The 18,035-nt window shown below is 60.3% G+C and carries 13 protein-coding genes; 8 read left to right on the forward strand and 5 right to left on the reverse strand.

The annotated features are described in order from the left end of the window. Positions 1–410: 410 nt before the first annotated feature. Complete coding sequence (locus GIW69_RS15200) at positions 411–5,282, forward strand: NAD-glutamate dehydrogenase (RefSeq protein WP_236483494.1); 4,872 nt, start codon at positions 411–413, stop codon at positions 5,280–5,282. 95 nt (positions 5,283–5,377) lie between these two features. Here the strand turns inward: GIW69_RS15200 and GIW69_RS15205 are convergent, their stop codons facing one another. From GIW69_RS15205 to pdxR, 4 genes are all read right to left on the reverse strand, one after another. After that, on the reverse strand, positions 5,378–6,064 hold the full coding sequence (locus GIW69_RS15205) for an ATPase (protein WP_236483495.1): 687 nt from the start codon (positions 6,062–6,064) through the stop codon (positions 5,378–5,380). Between the two features lie 230 nt (positions 6,065–6,294). Further along, positions 6,295–6,693, reverse strand: coding sequence for a cupin domain-containing protein (locus tag GIW69_RS15210; protein WP_236483496.1), 399 nt, complete (start codon positions 6,691–6,693; stop codon positions 6,295–6,297). A 194-nt stretch (positions 6,694–6,887) separates the two neighbouring features. Continuing rightward, entirely contained in the window at positions 6,888–7,181 is a 294-nt protein-coding gene (locus GIW69_RS15215) for a putative quinol monooxygenase (RefSeq protein WP_236483497.1), read from the reverse strand. Between the two features lie 124 nt (positions 7,182–7,305). After that, the gene (pdxR, locus tag GIW69_RS15220) at positions 7,306–8,739 is read right to left on the reverse strand and encodes a MocR-like pyridoxine biosynthesis transcription factor PdxR (protein WP_236483498.1); all 1,434 of its coding nucleotides are present in this window, start codon (positions 8,737–8,739) and stop codon (positions 7,306–7,308) included. A 370-nt stretch (positions 8,740–9,109) separates the two neighbouring features. On the opposite strand from pdxR, the gene GIW69_RS15225 reads away from it, so the two are divergent. The 7 genes from GIW69_RS15225 to GIW69_RS15255 all read left to right on the forward strand — a co-directional run bounded on the left by GIW69_RS15225 (position 9,110) and on the right by GIW69_RS15255 (position 17,502). Then, the gene (locus GIW69_RS15225) at positions 9,110–9,550 is read left to right on the forward strand and encodes a carboxymuconolactone decarboxylase family protein (RefSeq protein ID WP_236483499.1); all 441 of its coding nucleotides are present in this window, start codon (positions 9,110–9,112) and stop codon (positions 9,548–9,550) included. A gap of 126 nt (positions 9,551–9,676) precedes the next feature. Further along, a complete protein-coding gene (locus GIW69_RS15230; protein ID WP_236483500.1) occupies positions 9,677–10,564 on the forward strand; it encodes a Dyp-type peroxidase in 888 nt (295 codons plus the stop codon). Positions 10,565–10,580: 16 nt separating this feature from the next. Beyond that, on the forward strand, positions 10,581–11,549 hold the full coding sequence (locus GIW69_RS15235; protein WP_236483501.1) for a Gfo/Idh/MocA family protein: 969 nt from the start codon (positions 10,581–10,583) through the stop codon (positions 11,547–11,549). A gap of 222 nt (positions 11,550–11,771) precedes the next feature. Beyond that, entirely contained in the window at positions 11,772–12,389 is a 618-nt protein-coding gene (gene lexA / locus GIW69_RS15240; RefSeq protein WP_236483502.1) for a transcriptional repressor LexA, read from the forward strand. Next, positions 12,389–13,006, forward strand: a complete 618-nt coding sequence (gene imuA / locus GIW69_RS15245; protein ID WP_236483503.1) for a translesion DNA synthesis-associated protein ImuA — start codon at positions 12,389–12,391, stop codon at positions 13,004–13,006. Before lexA ends, imuA begins: the two co-directional genes overlap by 1 nt. Before the next feature lie 6 nt (positions 13,007–13,012). Next, positions 13,013–14,428, forward strand: coding sequence for a Y-family DNA polymerase (locus GIW69_RS15250; protein ID WP_236483504.1), 1,416 nt, complete (start codon positions 13,013–13,015; stop codon positions 14,426–14,428). Then, the gene (locus GIW69_RS15255) at positions 14,404–17,502 is read left to right on the forward strand and encodes an error-prone DNA polymerase (protein WP_236483505.1); all 3,099 of its coding nucleotides are present in this window, start codon (positions 14,404–14,406) and stop codon (positions 17,500–17,502) included. Before GIW69_RS15250 ends, GIW69_RS15255 begins: the two co-directional genes overlap by 25 nt. A 72-nt stretch (positions 17,503–17,574) precedes the next feature. On the opposite strand, the gene GIW69_RS15260 is transcribed toward GIW69_RS15255, so the two are convergent. After that, positions 17,575–18,035 (reverse strand): flavin reductase family protein (locus tag GIW69_RS15260; protein ID WP_236483506.1); only part of this gene is annotated, 461 nt, incomplete at its 5' end.

Here is an 18,035-nt window from a genome sequence, read left to right on the forward strand (position 1 = left end):
TTCTGGATATGTAGCTCTTCAAGCGCTGTTTATGGCACGAATGTGCCGCAAATCCGGGGATTCAGAGCGCTGGTTTGTCCTGCGCCTGCTAGTGTTTACCGGTGCCAAAGCCTCGGTTTACGTGCCAATGACCGAATATGTCGCAGCGCCGCAAGCAGGCACGTTGTCGCACCCTTTAAGCTGCGCAACGGATGAGCACCCGTAAAGGCATTGCCGACCTCTCGGCAGTCGTTTTTGCAGATGCCCATTCAATGGAAGGTGAATGTGACCTCAACGTCTCGTCCAGCTTCACCCACCTGTCTCCCTGTTTCCTCTGCCCGAGATTCAGGAACAGGGCGACGGAGGCCCCGAACAGGGGTTTTGCAAGCGACGCTTTCCATCAATAACAAGCCCCAAGCGGAGTACCACAGATGGCGTTCTTCACCGCAGCCAGCAAAGCCGACTTCCAGCACCAACTGCAAGCGGCACTGGCGCAGCACATCAGTGAACAGGCACTGCCACAAGTGGCGCTGTTCGCTGAGCAATTTTTCGGCATCATTTCCCTGGACGAGCTGACTCAACGTCGTCTCTCCGACCTCGCTGGCTGTACTCTTTCTGCGTGGCGCCTGCTTGAGCGCTTCGATCACGCGCAACCGCAAGTGCGCGTCTACAACCCCGATTACGAACGCCATGGGTGGCAGTCGACCCACACCGCGGTCGAAGTGCTTCACCACGATCTGCCGTTTTTGGTGGACTCGGTGCGTACCGAACTGAACCGTCGCGGCTACAGCATCCATACCCTGCAAACCACCGTGCTGAGTGTGCGTCGTGGTAGCAAGGGTGAATTGCTGGAAATCCTGCCGAAGGGCACCCAGGGCGATGACGTCCTGCAAGAATCGCTGATGTACCTGGAAATCGACCGCTGCGCCAACGCGGCCGAATTGAATGTGCTGAGCAAAGAGCTGGAACAGGTGCTCGGTGAAGTCCGCGTCGCGGTGGCTGATTTCGAACCGATGAAAGCCAAGGTTCAGGAAATCCTCACCGGCCTGGACAACAGCCAGTTCGTGGTCGACGCTGAAGAAAAAGCCGAGATCAAAAGCTTTCTGGAATGGCTGGTGGGCAACCACTTCACGTTCCTCGGCTACGAAGAATTCGTGGTGCGCGATGAAGCCGACGGCGGCCACATCGTCTACGACCAGAATTCCTTCCTGGGGCTGACCAAACTGCTGCGTACCGGCCTGACCTACGATGACCTGCGCATCGAAGATTACGCCGTGAACTACCTGCGCGAACCGACCCTGCTGTCGTTCGCCAAAGCTGCGCATCCAAGCCGTGTGCACCGTCCGGCTTACCCGGACTACGTGTCGATCCGCGAAATCGATGCCGATGGCAACGTCATCAAGGAATGCCGTTTCATGGGCCTGTACACCTCGTCGGTGTATGGCGAGAGCGTGCGGGTCATCCCGTACATCCGCCGCAAGGTCGAGGAAATCGAACGCCGCTCCGGCTTCCAGGCCAAGGCTCACCTGGGCAAGGAACTGGCCCAGGTCGTCGAAGTGCTGCCGCGTGATGATCTGTTCCAGACCCCGGTCGACGAGCTGTTCAGCACCGTGATGTCAATCGTGCAGATCCAGGAACGCAACAAGATCCGCGTGTTCCTGCGCAAAGACCCGTATGGTCGTTTCTGCTACTGCCTGGCCTACGTGCCACGCGACATCTATTCCACCGAAGTCCGTCAGAAGATCCAGCAAGTATTGATGGAGCGCCTGAAGGCTTCCGATTGCGAGTTCTGGACCTTCTTCTCCGAGTCCGTGCTGGCTCGCGTGCAGCTGATCCTGCGTGTTGATCCGAAGAACCGCCTCGACATCGACCCGGTGTTGCTGGAAAAAGAAGTAGTGCAGGCTTGCCGCAGCTGGCAGGACGACTACGCCGCACTGACCGTCGAAAGCTTCGGCGAAGCGAGCGGCACCAATGTGCTGGCGGATTTCCCGAAAGGCTTCCCGGCCGGCTACCGCGAGCGTTTTGCCGCGCATTCGGCCGTGGTCGACATGCAGCACTTGCTCAACCTCAGCGAAAAAAATCCGCTGGTCATGAGCTTCTATCAGCCGCTGGGCCAGGTATCCGGTCAGCGCGAGCTGCATTGCAAGCTCTACCACGCCGATACCCCGCTGGCACTGTCCGACGTCTTGCCGATCCTGGAAAACCTCGGCTTGCGCGTCCTCGGTGAGTTCCCGTACCGTCTGCGCCACACCAATGGCCGCGAGTTCTGGATTCACGATTTCGCGTTCACCGCCGCCGAAGGCCTGGATCTCGACATCCAGCAACTCAACGACACCTTGCAGGACGCCTTCGTCCACATCGTGCGTGGCGACGCCGAAAACGATGCCTTCAACCGACTGGTATTGACCGCCGGCCTGCCATGGCGCGACGTGGCACTGCTGCGTGCCTACGCCCGCTACCTGAAGCAAATCCGTCTGGGCTTCGACCTCGGTTACATCGCCAGCACCCTGAACAACCACACCGACATCGCCCGCGAGTTGACCCGGTTGTTCAAGACCCGTTTTTACCTGGCGCGCAAACTCACCGAAGACGATCTGGAAGACAAGCAACAGCGTCTGGAGCAAGCGATCCTCACGGCACTGGACGACGTTCAGGTGCTCAACGAAGACCGCATTTTGCGTCGCTACCTCGACCTGATCAAGGCGACCCTGCGGACCAACTTCTATCAGACTGACGCTAACGGTCAGAACAAGTCGTACTTCAGCTTCAAGTTCAACCCGCACGCGATTCCAGAGCTGCCAAAGCCAGTACCGAAGTTCGAAATCTTCGTTTACTCGCCACGCGTTGAAGGCGTGCACCTGCGCTTCGGTAACGTGGCGCGTGGTGGTCTGCGCTGGTCCGACCGTGAAGAAGACTTCCGTACCGAAGTCCTCGGCCTGGTAAAAGCCCAGCAAGTGAAGAACTCGGTCATCGTACCGGTGGGCGCGAAGGGCGGCTTCCTGCCGCGTCGCCTGCCGCTGGGCGGCAGCCGTGACGAGATCGCGGCCGAGGGCATTGCCTGCTACCGCATCTTCATTTCGGGTTTGCTGGACATCACCGACAACCTGAAAGACGGCGCATTGGTGCCGCCGGTCAATGTTGTGCGTCACGACAACGATGACCCGTACCTGGTGGTTGCCGCGGACAAGGGCACTGCAACCTTCTCCGACATCGCCAACGGCATCGCGATCGACTACGGCTTCTGGCTGGGTGACGCGTTTGCATCCGGCGGTTCTGCCGGTTACGACCACAAGAAAATGGGCATCACCGCCAAGGGCGCGTGGGTCGGCGTGCAACGCCACTTCCGTGAGCGTGGCATCAATGTGCAGAAAGACAGCATCACCGTGGTCGGCGTCGGCGACATGGCCGGTGACGTGTTCGGCAACGGCTTGCTGATGTCCGAAACGTTGCAACTGGTCGCGGCCTTCAACCATCTGCACATCTTCATCGACCCGAACCCGGAAACGGCTTCGAGCTTCGCCGAGCGTCAACGTCTGTTTGACCTGCCACGTTCGGCCTGGTCGGATTACGACACCAGCATCATGTCTGAAGGCGGCGGCATCTTCTCGCGCAGCGCGAAGAGCATCGCCATCTCGCCGCAGATGAAAGAACGCTTCGACATCCAGGCCGACAAGCTGACCCCGACCGAACTGCTGAATGCCTTGCTCAAGGCGCCAGTGGATCTGTTGTGGAACGGCGGCATCGGCACCTACGTCAAGGCCAGCAGCGAAAGCCACGCCGATGTCGGCGACAAGGCCAACGATGCACTGCGCGTTAACGGCAACGAGCTGCGCTGCAAGGTGGTGGGCGAGGGCGGTAACCTCGGCATGACCCAACTGGGTCGCGTCGAATTCGGCCTCAATGGCGGCGGTTCCAACACCGACTTCATCGACAACGCCGGTGGCGTGGACTGCTCCGACCACGAAGTGAACATCAAGATCCTGCTGAACGAAGTGGTTCAGGCCGGTGACATGACCGACAAGCAACGCAACCAGTTGCTGGCGAGCATGACCGACGAAGTCGGCAACCTGGTGCTGGGCAACAACTACAAGCAGACGCAGGCCCTGTCCCTGGCGGCGCGCCGTGCCTATGCACGGATCGCTGAGTACAAGCGTCTGATGAGCGATCTGGAAGGCCGTGGCAAGCTGGATCGTGCCATCGAGTTCCTGCCGTCCGAAGAGCAGATCAACGAGCGCGTTGCTGAAGGCCACGGCCTGACGCGTCCTGAACTGTCGGTGCTGATCTCCTACAGCAAGATCGATCTCAAGGAACAACTGCTCGGCTCCCTGGTGCCGGACGACGACTACCTGACCCGCGACATGGAAACCGCTTTTCCGCCGACGCTGGTCAGCAAGTTCTCCGAAGCCATGCGCCGTCACCGTCTGAAGCGCGAAATCGTCAGCACCCAGATCGCCAACGATCTGGTCAACCACATGGGCATCACCTTCGTTCAACGACTCAAAGAGTCGACCGGCATGAGCCCGGCGAACGTGGCCGGAGCGTATGTGATCGTGCGTGACATTTTCCATCTCCCGCATTGGTTCCGTCAGATCGAAGCCCTGGATTATCAGGTCTCTGCCGACGTGCAACTGGAGCTGATGGACGAGCTGATGCGCCTGGGCCGTCGGGCCACGCGCTGGTTCCTGCGTGCCCGTCGCAACGAGCAGAATGCTGCCCGTGACGTCGCGCACTTCGGTCCGCATCTGAAGGAGTTGGGTCTCAAACTCGACGAACTGCTGATCGGCCCGATCCGCGAAACCTGGCAAGCGCGCTATCAGGCGTATGTCGAAGCCGGTGTGCCTGAGTTGCTGGCGCGCATGGTGGCTGGCACTACGCACTTGTACACGCTGCTGCCGATCATCGAAGCGTCGGATGTTACCGGCCAGGATCCGGCCGAAGTGGCTAAGGCCTACTTCGCTGTCGGCAGCGCGCTGGACATCACCTGGTACCTGCAACAGATCAGCGCTCTGCCGGTTGAAAACAACTGGCAAGCCCTGGCCCGTGAGGCGTTCCGCGATGACGTCGACTGGCAGCAACGTGCGATCACCATCTCCGTCCTGCAACAGGGCGACGGCAGCCAGGATGTGGAAGCACGCCTTGCGCTGTGGATGGGGCAACACGAAAGCATGATCGAACGCTGGCGCGCCATGCTGGTGGAAATCCGTGCGGCGAGCGGCACGGACTACGCCATGTACGCCGTCGCCAACCGCGAACTGCTGGATCTGGCGTTGAGCGGTCAATCGGTAGTGCCTGCCACTGCCTGATTGAAAGCTGAATGAAAAAACCCCGGTATCGAGAGATGCCGGGGTTTTTTATTAGAGCTTCACATCACGCGCCCTACATGATCTGTGTGGGCCAATTACAGTGTTGATAATTTATCTGTCGATCTGGTCAATAAATTACTGAGTGACTGGTCAAACTTTTGCAATGCGCGAACTTGCACTTCCTGCTGCTGATTAATATCCGCAACAATCTCTTCAGAGCGTTTGAAATCGGCCCATAACGGCGTCAATTCGCGCGCGTCCGACCCTTTCGCCGTGCCGATGTAGTTGGACTTCGCATCATAAAAATCCGCACTGACTTGCGCGTTGATATCGGAACTGCGCGAAGTGATCAACTGACTATGAGTATTGACGATGGCCACGACGTCGGGACTGGCGGCGCGCAGGCTTTGCATGTCTGGATAGACCGTCACCGAGCCGAACTGGCGCTGTAACGAGGCCTTGACCCAGTCCACCGCCATGTCGGGTTTCGAGGTGGCCACATAGGCGTCATGGATTGGTTGCACCAGCAGACTCTGGCCGAAACCGGTGCCGGCGTTGGCCTGGTAGCCGCGCAGATATTCCCGGTTGGTCTGGGTGCTCGGGCTGTAGACGATGCCCAGCGACACGCCGGGACCGCTTTGCACTTGGGTGGCACTGCTGCGGCCTACCGGTTTGCTGAACAGGGTATCGAGTGATGAGTAGGATTTGGGTGCGGTGGGAATAGAACAGGCTGACAAGGCCAGCATTGAAATCGCGAAGGTACTGACTAACGCAAGTTTCATAGTGTCTCTCCGGTGAAACAAACTGCAGTTAGGGAAGTTTGATTGCCACTTGATGTCGGCAGTGGCTTCAGACTAAACCTGTCGGCGTCCAGCGAAGTAGCCAATATGAAGGCTTGTCGGCAGGCCAATAGTTTTATTTGCTTTAAATATTAAGCTTTAATTTCGCCGGGAAATAAAAAGGCCTGAATCATCTTTTCGGGCTTTTTTATTTATGGCTGACGCGCTGGTCATCAGTTTTTCAATGGGATCAACACTTGTTCGTCCGGCGACAGCACCATAAACACCAGCAATTTGGCTGGTCTGGTTTTGCTGGCGTTTTTCGATACCAAATGTTCGGATCCGGCCGGCTCGTACCAGAATTGACCTTTCTTGTAGGTGATCGCTTCTTCCCCTTTGACTTGAGAAACGACTTCGCCTTCCAGCACATAGGCCATGGCGGTGCCCTCGTGTTTATGGGCGATGGAGGATTGACCCGGTTTGTAATCGACCTCGATCATCATGGCTTTTTTGCCTGGTACGTTTTTCAGCGCCTGGTCTTGCAGGACGGTGATTTTTTCCGATGGGTCGTGGGCGAAGGCCGAGGTGCAAACGGTCAAGGTCAGGGCAGCGAGCAGGGGCAGGACTTTCATGAAGGTCACCTGAAGATGTGTAGGAGTCGGTCTTCACGGTAGACCCTGAAGCGGTCTGTTCACACCGCCAATATTCGAGAAGATCGGGTGACCAATTGATTTATCAAGCCTGAAAATCAAGAGATCGCAGCCTTCGGCAGCGCCTACACGGGTTTCTGTAGGTGCTGCCGGAGGCTGCGATCTTTTGATCTGCTTTAAACGATGGGAAAACTGTTGAAGTCGACGCTGTTGGCCAGCCGACTGTCGATCAAATCGATGAAGCCCTGCACCTCTGGCCGGCTGAAATGCGCCTGCATGGCCGCTTCCGATTGCCAGTGCGCGCTGACCGTCCAGCGATGACTGTCGTCGGGGCAGCGGTCGACCATGTAGGACTCGCAACCCGGCAGTTCACGCAGGGTTTCGACGATCTTCTGCAGTTGCTTGCCCAGCTCATCCGAGCGGCCGGCGGCGGCTTGCACCCTCACCGTGTTGATCACTTCATTGGACATTGCTCACACTCCTGAATCAGGCCGGACGAATCCTGCTCATTGAGGGATAACGCCTGTGCAGAATAGGCTTGCACGGGGTAGACGCCAATAACCAATCGCCCATTAAACCGCCATACCAATCCGCTCAGGCCACTTGCTGGAGGATGTCGTGCAGGCGATCCAGCGCCGTGTCGATGTCGAGGGTTTCAATGGCACCGAAGCCGAAATACAGACCGGTTTTGACGGGCTGCTGGTAATAAAAGTCGTCGATGGCGTACAGCCCGACTTCGACCTTTTTTGCCAGTTCAATGACCAGCGGTACATCGAACGGCACCTTGCAGAGCGCTGTCATGTGAAAACCGGCCGACGTCGGCACCACTTCCAGCCACGGCGCCAGATCCGTGGCCATGCGCGCCAGAATCCGCTCGCGGCGCTGGGTATAAACGGCGTGGCAGCGGCGGATGTGCTTGAGCAGGCAACCTTCGGCGATGAACTTGGCCAATGCCCATTGCGGCAGGGTGGAGGCATGTCGATCGGTGAGCTGCTTGGCACGGATTACCGCTTCGAGAATCGCTGGCGGCAGAATGGCATAGCCCAGGCGCAACTCGGGCAATAGGGTTTTCGAAAAGGTGCCGACGTACGCGACGATGCCGCGCTGATCGAGATTATGCAGCGAGTCTGTCGGCCGACCTTCGTAGCGGAACTCGCTGTCGTAGTCGTCTTCAATGATGATCGCGCCCAGTTCGTATGCACGGGCGAGCAAGGCTTCACGGCGTGCCTGGCTCATCGGCATGCCCAGCGGAAATTGGTGCGACGGTGTTACGTAAATTACCTGGGTACCATCGGGGATGTGTTCGACCTGCATGCCTTCGGCATCCACCGGCACGCCAACCACTGTGGCCCCGTGCGAATCGAACAACAGACGCGCGGGCGGGTAGCCCGGGTCTTCAATCGCCACCACACTGCCAGCGCCGAGCAGCACACGCGCGAGCAGATCCAGTGCCTGTTGCGCGCCGTTGCAGACCACCACGTCGTCGTCCTGGCAATTCACGCCTCTGGAAAACGCGATGTGTTGGGCGATCGCATTGCGTAGCGCCGGCAAACCCTCGGGCACGCTGTAAAACCCCTTCGATGCCCCAATTTGCCGCAGCGCATGAGACGTGCAGCGGCGCCAGTCGTCTTGGGGGAACTGGCCCTTGCTGGTGGCGCCGCCGATGAAGTCATAACGGAGCGCCCCTTCGAGCGTCGGGTGACGCAAGAACTCCGGCAGGTTGCGCCAACGTTCGATGATGTCCGAGGCAGCGAGTTCGGAGTGAGCCTGCTTGCGTTGGCTCGGCGCGGGACGTGCGTTGACGTACGTGCCTTTGCCAATCACGCCGGTGAGGAAGTTTTCGTAAGTCAGTTGGGCGTAGGTGTCGGAGATGGTCTTGCGCGAAATGCCCAGTTGCTCCGCCAGCAATCGGCTGGGTGGCAGCTGCGTGCCGGCGCCCAGGCGTCCGGACTCGATGGCCTCGCGCAACTGCTGATACAACTGACCCGCCAGATCCTTGCGGCCGTTGATGACAACGTGAAGTTCCATACCGACAAGGCTCCGCAGCGAAAGAAGTGCCCGCCAGATTACCTCTGTTGCCGGTTTGGCAGTAGTTGTGCAGTGTAAAACCCCGGAATTGGTCTCCAGACGTCAGTTTTACCCGCGAAGATTTGAGCACGGTCGACGAACGCCATCGCTGGCAAGCCAGACTTCCACAGGATTGCGGGCAATTCAGAATTTCTCGGGCTCACCCAAATCCCTGTAGGAGCAAGCCTTCAGTCAACGCATCACCAACCGGGATCGCGGCGTCGGCTTCAACTGGTGATTGGTGCAGCGATTTTTCGTGGAATTGGGGCTGGGTTGTCCGCGCGTGAGCGCCTAAATTGATCGTCATACGCATTATGACGAGACCTCAAACATGTCCCCGCGTCTGGATTACTACAGTGCGTCGCCTCAGGCGATGAAGGCGATGATCGCCATGGAGACGCTGACCCGTAACCTGAGCATCGAGCCGCCCCTGCTCAATCTGATCAAGATCCGTGCCTCGCAGCTCAACGGCTGCGCGTTCTGCACCGACATGCATTCCGTTGACGCGCGACGGGCCGGGGAGACTGATCGGCGGCTGTATGCGATTGTGGTCTGGCGCGACAGCGGGTTCTTTAATCCGCGTGAGCGCGCGGCGCTGGCGTGGGTCGAGGCGGTGACGCTGCTTTGCCAAAGCCATGTGCCGGATGACGTCTATGCGCTTGCCCGCGAACAATTCGACGAGACCGAACTGGTGGATCTGACCATGGCCGTCAGCACCATCAACAGCTGGAATCGCCTGGCAGTGAGCTTCCGCCAGAAGCCCAGCGACTGAATCCACCACACCCCGTGCAGGCGCTGCCGCAGGCTCAGGCCGCGTGCAAACGATCTTTTGATTTTGCTTCAACCCCACAAACTATCTGGCTACAGGTAAACTCCGCGCACTTTCCAAGGAGTTCACATGAGTTACTACCAGCCGGGCATTCTCGCCACCCCCGTTCCCCCGCAAGCGCGTCATCTGTTCTTCGCCCTCGAGTCGGCAGACGCGTTGCCCGAGGCGTTCGACACCTTGATGAGCCTGGTGGACGGCAAGTCGGCAGTGGTCGGTTTTGGCGAATCTCTGCTCAAGGCGATCAACGTCGAGATCGACGGTTTGCGCAGCTTCCCGGCGATGACTGGCGTCGGCGTGAATAATCCGTCGACCCAGCACGCGTTATGGGTCTGGCTGCACGGCGTCGACCGGGGTGAACTGCTCAATCGTTGCAACGCCGTCGAGGCCGCGCTCGCACCGGCGTTGCGTCTGGTGCAGATGAATGAAACCTTCCGCCACATGACCGGCCATGACCTGACCGGTTACGAAGACGGCACTGAAAACCCCCACGACGAAGCCGCTGTTGCTGCCGCGCTGCGAAGCGAAGGCGCTGACGGACTGGTCGGTGGCAGCTTCGCCGCGATCCAGCAATGGCAGCACGACCTCAAGGGTTTCCATGCGCTGTCCGCCGATGACAAAGACAACATCATGGGCCGCCGCCTGAGCGACAACGAAGAGATCGACGACGCGCCGGTTTCCGCCCACGTCAAACGCACCGCCCAGGAAAGCTTCGCACCGGAAGCCTTCGTTGTGCGCCGGTCGATGCCGTGGATCGATGGCGACCGTGCCGGCCTGATGTTTCTCGCGTTCGGTTATTCCCTCGACGCGTTCGAAGCCCAATTGCGCCGCATGAGCGGTCTGGAAGATGGCATTGTCGATGGCCTGTACCGCATCAGTCGACCGATCACCGGTGGCTACTACTGGTGCCCGCCGCTCAAGGACGGTCATCTCGATCTGCGCGCCTTGCGCCTCGGTTGAAACTCAAGGGGTGACGATGAACGTGGTGCGTTGGGGCATGATCGGTTGTGGCAGTGTCGCTGAGCGCAAGAGTGGCCCGGCCTTTTACAAGGCGCCGGGCTCTGCGCTGGTGGCGGTGATGGGGCGCCGGCTCGAGGCCGTCAGCGATTACGCCGCGCGTCACGGCATTGCCAGGGTCTACACCGACGTCGATGCGTTGATCAACGATCCGCAAGTTGACGCGGTGTACATCGCCACGCCGCCCGATAGCCATTACGCCTACAGTCTGAAAGTCGCTGCCGCCGGTAAACATTGCTGCGTGGAAAAACCCATGTCGCTCAACGTCGGGCAAAGTCGTGAGATGCAGCAAGTGTTCGCCAATGCCGGTCTGCACTTGTTCGTTTCCTACTACCGACGCTCGCTGCCGCGCTTCCAGCAAGTGCGGCAATGGCTGGATGAGGGCCGAATCGGCGAGGTGCGGCACCTGAGCTGGACGCTGACCAAAGCCCCGTCGCCGATCGATCTGGGCGGCAACGATAATTGGCGCACCGATCCGGCGGTGGCCGGCGGCGGCTACTTTGCCGACCTCGCCAGCCATGGGTTCGACCTGTTCCAGTATTTGCTTGGTGACATCACCGAGGTTGCCGGTTTCACCGCCCGCCAGGCCGGTTTGTATACGGCGGAAGATGCGGTCAGTGCCAGTTGGCGATTCGCCTCCGGGGCGCTGGGCATGGGCTGCTGGAACTTCGTGGCGGATCGGCGCGAAGATCGGGTCGAGATCATCGGCAGCCTTGGGCGGATCGTTTTTTCGGTGTTCGATGAGCACCCCGTCGAGCTGCACGCCAAAGAAGACATCAGCCTGGACATTGCGCATCACGACCACATTCAGTGGCATCACGTCTTGGGCATCAATGCGCATATCCGTGGAGAGTCGCAACACCCTGCGGTGGCTGAACAGGCCTTGAAAACCGATTGGGTGATGGATCAGATCCTCAAGCGCCATTAAAAGATCGTAGCCTTCGGCAGTTCCTACTGTGTGATTCGTGTTGGGCCATGCAATCCGGATACACCGCAAGACATTGTGGGAGCTTGGCTTGCCAGCGATGGCGTCGTGTCATTTGCAACTCCTACACAGGCTGCTCCGCCAATTCCATGGCAACCCACGCCCGCATGGGGATTTTGTGTTCTGACTGGCGGTGCTTGTCAGAAAAAACCGACAGGAGTACAAATGTACTCCATGACGACTCTGACTCCCCGCCGTACCGCCATCCTGACGTTCATCCGCGATCGCATCGCCGAGCACGGTCAGCCCCCAAGCCTCGCTGAAATCAGCGAGGCTTTTGGTTTTGCCTCGCGCAGTGTGGCGCGCAAGCATGTGCTGGCGCTCACCGAAGCCGGGTTTATCGAGGTCAATGCCCATCAGGCCCGGGGCATTCGTTTGCTCAATCAGCCACCGCGTACGGAATTACTGGAGGTTCCCGTGCTCGGTCGCGTAGCGGCGGGCGCGCCCATCGGTGCCGATCCCGACGTGCACAATCGCTTGATGCTCGACCCGGCGCTGTTCTCCCGGGTGCCGGACTACATGCTGCGGGTGCAGGGCGATTCGATGATCGAGGACGGTATTTTTGATGGCGATCTGGTCGGCGTGCGGCGCAATCCCGTCGCGCAGAACGGCCAGATCGTTGTCGCGCGTCTCGATGGCGAGGTGACGATCAAGCGTTTCGAGCAGGTCGGCGAAACGGTGCGCCTGTTGCCGCGTAACCCGGCGTACGAACCGATTGTCGTGCGGGTCGATCAGGATCTGGCGATCGAAGGTGTGTTCTGCGGTCTGGTGAGGCAAGGCTGATGGGGGCCGTCGTCGCGCTGGATACGCTGTTCAATGGTGGCCAGGTCTGGAAGGGCCGGCCTGCGCCCCCGACTGCCAGCCCGCAACCCACCGGCCATGCAACGCTGGACGCGGCACTGCCCAGTGGCGGCTGGCCGGAAGCGGCATTGAGCGAAATCCTCATCGCCTCGCCCGGTGTCGGTGAGCTGCAATTGGTGTGGCCGACCCTGGCGCGGTTGTCGGTGGCGGGCGAGCGCATCGTGCTGGTCGCGCCGCCGTTCGTGCCGTACCCGCAGGCTTGGGCGAATGCCGGGGTCGATTTGCGCCAGTTGTCGATCATCCAGGCCACTGAGCGTGATGCTTTGTGGGCGGCCGAGCAATGCTTGCGTTCCGGCAGTTGCGGCGCGGTGTTGTGCTGGCCGAACAAGGCCGATGACCGGGCGTTGCGGCGTTTGCAAGTGGCAGCGGAAACCGGCCAGACCCTGGCGTTTGCCTGGCGGCCACTGAGCGAAGCGATCAATCCGTCGCCGGCGGCATTGCGCATCGCCATCGATGCCCGGCCGGCGCAGTTGCGCGTGCTCAAGTGCCGTGGCGGTCTGGCTCGCAGCGCGCCGATTGCCTTTGCCGTGGGTCACTGAACCATCATGCGTTGGGTCTGCATTCTTTTTCCGCAATTGGCGCTGGACGCCGTGCTGCGTCAGCGCCCTGATCCCGATGAACCATTGGTGCTGCTCAGCGGTCCGGCCCAGCGCCGGGTGTTGCAAGCGGCGAACACGTCGGCACGGGCGCTGGGCCTTCGTCCGGGCATGTCGATGACCGCCGCCCAGGCCTTGAGCAAAGGCTTTGTCACCGCCGATTATGATGTGGCCGAGGTCGGTCACTGGCAGCAGTTTCTCGCGGCCTGGGCCTATCGTTTCAGTGCGCAGGTCAGCGTGCATTACCCGCGAACCGTGGTGTTCGAAATCGAATCCAGTCTGGGCCTGTTCGGATCGTGGGCGCAGTTCGAGGCTCGCTTGCGTGCAGAGCTGACGGAGCTGGGCTTTCGTCATCGCATCGTCGCCGCGCCCAACCCGGCGGCGGCGCGAATATTGGCCAACGCTTATGACGGCCTGGTGGTGCCCAATGGCGAAGCCTTGCAGCATCACCTCGGGCAATTGCCCATTGACCGCGTCGGTCTTGAGCCGAGCGTGGCCACGGCATTGTCGCGCATGGGCCTGCGCAACCTCAGTCAGGTGCAGGCGTTACCGCGTCAGGCATTGGCGCGGCGTTTCGAGGCACCGGTGCTCAAGCACCTCGACGTGCTGTTCGGTGCACGGCCACTGGCCTTGGGCTTTTATCTGCCACCGGATCGCTTTGATGTGCGCATCGAGTTGAACTACGACGTGCAATCCACTCAAGCCCTGTTATTTCCATTGCGACGATTGACCGCCGATCTGTCGGCATTCCTGTGCGGGCGCGACAGCGGCGTTCAGCGTTTCGACCTGCACCTGGAACACGCCGGGCTGCCAGACACGTTGATCAAGGTCGGCCTGCTCAGTGCCGAACGCGATCCGGCGATGCTCTTTGAACTGGCGCGCGGACGCCTCGAACAGGTGCAGGTCGAAGCGCCGGTACGCGGTTTTCGGCTGCGTGCCGAAGACTTGCCGACCTTCGTGCCGCAGCATCAGGAACTGTTCGATGATCGTCCGCAACAGACGTTGCCCTGGGAGCAATTGCGCGAACGCCTGCGTGCGCGCCTGGGTGATGAAGCGGTGCAGGGCGTAGGGTTTCAGGCCGATCACCGACCTGAATGCGCCTGGAAGCCCGGTGTCGATAAACAGCGATGCGCTGCGTTGCCGGGCATTCATCGTCCGGGCTGGCTGCTGACCGAACCGCAAGCGGTAACCGATGGTTCGGCACGAATCCTCATGGGCCCGGAACGCATCGAGTCCGGCTGGTGGGATGGCGAAGATGTGCGCCGCGATTATTACTTGATCCAGAACCGCAGCGGCCAGCAAGGCTGGGCCTACCGGGCGGTGGGCGAGGGCGGCCCGTTGTGGCTGCAAGGCTGGTTCGGATGAGCCCCGCTTATGCCGAACTGCACTGCCTGTCGAACTTCAGTTTTCAGCGCGGTGCTTCAAATGCCCTCGAGCTGTTCCAGCGGGCGAAAAAACACGGCTATCAGGCCTTGGCCATCACCGATGAATGCACCATGGCCGGCATCGTGCGCGCCTGGCAGGCGGCCAAGTCCGTCGAAATGCCGCTGATCATCGGCAGCGAGATGCGCATCGACAACGGCCCGAAAGTGGTGCTGCTGGTTGAAAACCTTGAGGGCTATCAAGCGCTATGCCGCTTGATCACCCGGGCGCGACGTCGTACGCAGAAAGGCCTGTATCAAGTGCTGCGCGAAGACTTCAGCGAACCGTTGCCCGGATTGCTTGCGTTGTGGGTGCCTGATACCACTACCGATCTCGAGGAGGGCCGCTGGCTGCGGCAGACCTTCGCCGAGCGTTTGTGGCTGGCGGTGCAGTTACACCGTGGGCAGGATGATCATCAGCGGCTGACAGCGTTGATGGGCCTGGCCGAAGCGTTGCAGATTCGCGCCGTGGCCAGCGGCGATGTGCACATGCACGCCCGGGGTCGCCGCGCCTTGCAGGACACCATGACTGCGATCCGTCATCACGTTCCGGTGGCAGAGGCCGGGTTGCGCCTGCACCCCAACGGCGAGCGGCATTTGCGCGGTCTTGACGTGTTGGCTCAGTTGTACCCGCCGGCCCTGTTGCAGGAATCAGTGAACCTGGCCCGGCGCTGCACGTTCGATCTGAGCCAGTTGAAATACCAATACCCAAAGGAGCTGGTGCCCGAGGGGCATTGCGCCAGTTCCTGGCTGCGTCATCTGACTGAAGAGGGCATTGCCTGGCGTTGGCCGCAAGGGGCTCAGCCAAAGGTGATCAAGCAGATCGATGATGAGCTCGAACTGATCGCCGAGCTGGGCTACGAAAGCTATTTCTTGACGGTGCACGACGTGGTGCGCTTTGCCCGCGAGCAAAGCATTCTTTGCCAGGGACGCGGTTCGGCGGCCAACTCGGCGGTTTGTTTTGCTTTGGGCATCACTGAGATCGATCCGGATCGCACCACGTTGCTGTTCGAACGCTTCATGTCGCGCGAGCGCAACGAGCCGCCGGACATCGACGTCGACTTCGAACACGAACGCCGCGAAGAAGTCCTGCAATACATCTTTCGCCGTTACGGTCGTCATCGGGCGGCGCTGACAGCGGTGGTCAGCACCTATCACGCGGCCGGCGCGGTGCGTGATGTCGCCAAAGCGCTGGGGCTGCCGCCGGATCAGATCAACGCATTGGCCGAATGCTGCGGCCACTGGAGCGACGAAACTCCACCGGTTGAACGCTTGCGCGAGGGCGGTTTCGACCCGGACAGCCCGGTGTTGCGCCGCGTATTGAGCCTGACCGGGCAACTGATCGGCTTCCCCCGACACCTGTCGCAGCACCCTGGCGGTTTCGTGATTTCCGAACAGCCGCTGGACAGCCTCGTACCTGTGGAAAACGCCGCCATGGCCGACCGCACCATCATCCAGTGGGACAAGGACGACCTCGACGCGGTCGGGCTGCTCAAAGTGGATATTCTCGCCCTCGGCATGCTCAGCGCGATTCGCCGCTGTTTCGACCTGCTGCGCCGCCATCGCAATCAGGATTTGAGCCTGGCGACGATCCCGTCCGAAGACGCGCCGACCTACGAAATGATCAGCCGCGCCGACACCATCGGTGTGTTCCAGATCGAATCCAGGGCGCAGATGTCGATGTTGCCACGGCTCAAACCCCGAGAGTTTTACGACCTGGTGATCGAAGTCGCCATCGTCCGCCCCGGCCCGATCCAGGGCGGCATGGTTCACCCGTACCTGCGGCGACGGAACAAGGAAGAGGCGGAAACTTATCCTTCGGAAAAGTTGAAAGCAGTCTTGAAACGCACGCTTGGTGTGCCGCTGTTTCAGGAACAGGTGATGCAGATCGCCATCGTCGCCGCCGACTACACCCCTGGCGAGGCCGATCAATTGCGCCGTTCCATGGCCGCGTGGAAACGCCACGGCGGGCTTGAGCCGCACAAAGAGCGGCTGGCCGCCGGCATGAAGAAAAACGGTTACACAGCGGAATTTTCGGCCCAGCTTTTCGAACAGATCAAAGGCTTCGGCAGTTATGGGTTTCCCGAGTCTCATGCCGCAAGTTTCGCCTTGCTCACTTACGCCAGTTGCTGGCTCAAATGTCACGAACCGGCGGCCTTCGCCTGTGCCTTGATCAACAGTTGGCCAATGGGTTTTTACAGCCCGGATCAGATTCTTCAGGATGCGCGGCGTCATCAGTTGCAGATCAGGCCGGTCGATGTGCGCGCCAGTGACTGGGATTGCAGTCTGGAGCCGATCAGCGGCGCGCAGCCTGCCATTCGCATGGGGCTGCGGATGATCAAGGGGTTTCGTGAGGACGATGCCCGGCGCATTGAATCCGCCCGGGCGCGAGGGGCGTTTGCCGATGTCGGTGATCTGGGCGAGCGCGCAGCACTCGATGGCCGGGCCCAGGCTTTGCTGGCGGATGCAGGAGCGTTGCGCGGTCTGGCTGGCCATCGTCATCGGGCGCGCTGGGAAGTGGCCGGGGTGCAGAAACAGCTGGGCTTGTTCGCCGGGTTACCGAGTCAGGAAGAGGCTGAAGTGGCGCTGCCCAAACCGAGTGTCGGCGAGGATCTGTATGCTGATTACGCCACGGTCGGCACGACGCTGGGGCCGCATCCGCTGGCGCTGTTGCGCGATGAATTAAGGGCCCGGCGCTGTCGAAGTTCTCAAGAGTTGATGACGGTTGAACATGGCCGTCCGGTCAGCGTTGCCGGGCTGGTGACAGGGCGTCAGCGGCCAAGCACCGCCAGCGGCGTAACCTTCGTGACGCTTGAGGATGAGTTCGGCAATGTCAACGTCGTGGTCTGGCGCGATCTGGCTGAACGCCAGCGTAAGGTGCTGGTGGGATCGCAGTTGCTCAAGGTCGATGGACGCTGGGAGCGAGAGGGCGAAGTCCGGCATTTGATTGCCGGACGACTGAGCGACCTGACCCCATTGCTGGACGGCATTCACGTGCAAAGCCGCGATTTCCGCTGACCCCAACAACAAAAGATCGCAGCCTTCGGCAGCTGCTACATTCGCTCGTTCCCACGCGGAGCATGGGAACGATCAGCGTGGAGAGGGCCACAGTCGATCGCCACCGCCCGGCGCTTCTGTCCACGCCTGCAACGTACGCGTCGGCAGATCAAAATAATCCCGGGTTCGCGCATAACCATGCCCGCCCATGCGCCCGATCGCGTCCAGCCCCAACTGGTCGATGTACAAGGTTTTCGGGTCAATCAGTTCATCCCGCACATGGGCCATCAAGACCTCACCAAAAATGATCTCCCGCGATTGACCAATGTTCAGCGCCATCATCCGCCGACATTCCAGTGCGACTGGAGCTTCGCCAATACGCGGGCATTTCACTGTGGTGCCGGGTATCGCGGTCAGGCCCGCCGCCGTCAATTCATCGAAGCCGGGGGCGAACGGCACGGCGCAGACGTTCATCGCCTCCACCAATGCGTCACTGACGATGTTTACGGTGAATTCCTGGTTCAACTGGATATTGCGGGTGGTGTCCTTCGGGC

It is taken from the genome of Pseudomonas syringae (assembly GCF_021605415.1).
Lineage (GTDB): Bacteria > Pseudomonadota > Gammaproteobacteria > Pseudomonadales > Pseudomonadaceae > Aquipseudomonas > Aquipseudomonas syringae_S.

What these genes read in the sequence shown, in the direction of transcription:
- GIW69_RS15210 (WP_236483496.1), bottom strand. Translation starts at nt 6,693, where the DNA reads ATGAAAGTCCTGCCCCTGCTCGCTGCCCTGACCTTGACCGTTTGCACC.
- GIW69_RS15235 (WP_236483501.1), top strand. Translation starts at nt 10,581, where the DNA reads ATGAACGTGGTGCGTTGGGGCATGATCGGTTGTGGCAGTGTCGCTGAG.
- GIW69_RS15230 (WP_236483500.1), top strand. Translation starts at nt 9,677, where the DNA reads ATGAGTTACTACCAGCCGGGCATTCTCGCCACCCCCGTTCCCCCGCAA.
- lexA (WP_236483502.1), top strand. Translation starts at nt 11,772, where the DNA reads ATGTACTCCATGACGACTCTGACTCCCCGCCGTACCGCCATCCTGACG.
- pdxR (WP_236483498.1), bottom strand. Translation starts at nt 8,739, where the DNA reads ATGGAACTTCACGTTGTCATCAACGGCCGCAAGGATCTGGCGGGTCAG.
- GIW69_RS15225 (WP_236483499.1), top strand. Translation starts at nt 9,110, where the DNA reads ATGTCCCCGCGTCTGGATTACTACAGTGCGTCGCCTCAGGCGATGAAG.
- GIW69_RS15215 (WP_236483497.1), bottom strand. Translation starts at nt 7,181, where the DNA reads ATGTCCAATGAAGTGATCAACACGGTGAGGGTGCAAGCCGCCGCCGGC.
- GIW69_RS15200 (WP_236483494.1), top strand. Translation starts at nt 411, where the DNA reads ATGGCGTTCTTCACCGCAGCCAGCAAAGCCGACTTCCAGCACCAACTG.
- imuA (WP_236483503.1), top strand. Translation starts at nt 12,389, where the DNA reads ATGGGGGCCGTCGTCGCGCTGGATACGCTGTTCAATGGTGGCCAGGTC.
- GIW69_RS15205 (WP_236483495.1), bottom strand. Translation starts at nt 6,064, where the DNA reads ATGAAACTTGCGTTAGTCAGTACCTTCGCGATTTCAATGCTGGCCTTG.
- GIW69_RS15250 (WP_236483504.1), top strand. Translation starts at nt 13,013, where the DNA reads ATGCGTTGGGTCTGCATTCTTTTTCCGCAATTGGCGCTGGACGCCGTG.